We start from the raw sequence: 1,009 nt of genomic DNA, 5'->3' as shown, positions 1-1,009 counted from the left end.
CCAAGTGGACTATAATGATCACCAAGATCTGTCATTTCAAGTACACGTTTCGTGGCTTCTTTTGTTAAAGCATCACGCAACGGTGTATTCGCATTAATAAAAGAAGCTCCCGGCATATGAAGCCCCATCATCTCCAGTATCACCTGATTAGAGTTAGCTGTTCCATAAAATGTACATGTTCCTGGTCCATGATAAGAACGTGCTTCTGATGCTAGAAGTGTTTGACGATCTATTTTATTTTCCGCGTAAAGTTGACGTATCTTCGCTTTTTCATCATTACCTTGACCACTTGTCATAGGACCAGCAGCTATAAAAATTCCTGGTAAATGACCAAATGTTAGGGCACCAATCAATAAACCTGGCACAATTTTATCACACACCCCAAGATACAATGCTGCATCAAAGACATCGTGTGATAAGCTTATAGCTGTTGCCATTGCAATTACTTCACGCGAAAAAAGGGAAAGCTCCATCCCCGCATTTCCCTGCGTAACACCATCGCACATCGCGGGAACACCACCTGCAACCTGTGCAACACCACCAACCATACGGGCCGACTCTTTAATTAAGTGAGGAAATTTTTCAAAAGGTTGATGTGCTGAAAGTATATCGTTATATGCCGTGATAATGCCAATATTCCCAACGATATTTCCCTTCAAACGCTCTTTATCTATTGCACCACAAGCAGCAAACCCATGAGCCTGATTGGCACATCCTAAAAAACTCCGTTTGGGGCGATGAACTTGTGCTTTCGCAATACGATCTAAGTAAATTTCTCGTGTTGATCGAGAACGTTCATAAATTCTTCGTGTAACTGTGGCAATTGTCTTGGAAAGTGCCATATTTCTCTCCCCCTTTCATTGTTTCTTCCCCTCATTCATTGAGAGAGATTACGTTTTATTCACTTTGTGTCACATATTTTGATTCACTTATTTCATTTTCTGCAGGCGACCAATAAACCTGAACGAGATGAGGGGAATTACGCAAAATTGCCCGAATAGGCATTTCT

The 1,009-nt window shown here is 41.4% G+C and carries 1 protein-coding gene and 1 pseudogene; both read right to left on the bottom strand.

The annotated features are described in order from the left end of the window. Positions 1–842: dihydroxy-acid dehydratase (locus ACFIL8_RS11000; RefSeq protein WP_375689817.1), on the bottom strand; the 842-nt coding region annotated here is incomplete at its 3' end. A gap of 55 nt (positions 843–897) precedes the next feature. After that, positions 898–1,009 (bottom strand): annotated as a pseudogene (locus ACFIL8_RS10995) (6-phosphogluconolactonase); the annotation flags it as partial.

Source organism: Bartonella sp. AP57NXGY (genome assembly GCF_042195805.1).
In the GTDB taxonomy this organism is placed as follows: domain Bacteria; phylum Pseudomonadota; class Alphaproteobacteria; order Rhizobiales; family Rhizobiaceae; genus Bartonella.
Note: the sequence above shows the minus strand (reverse complement) of the source record. Positions and strands in the feature narration are given on the sequence as shown.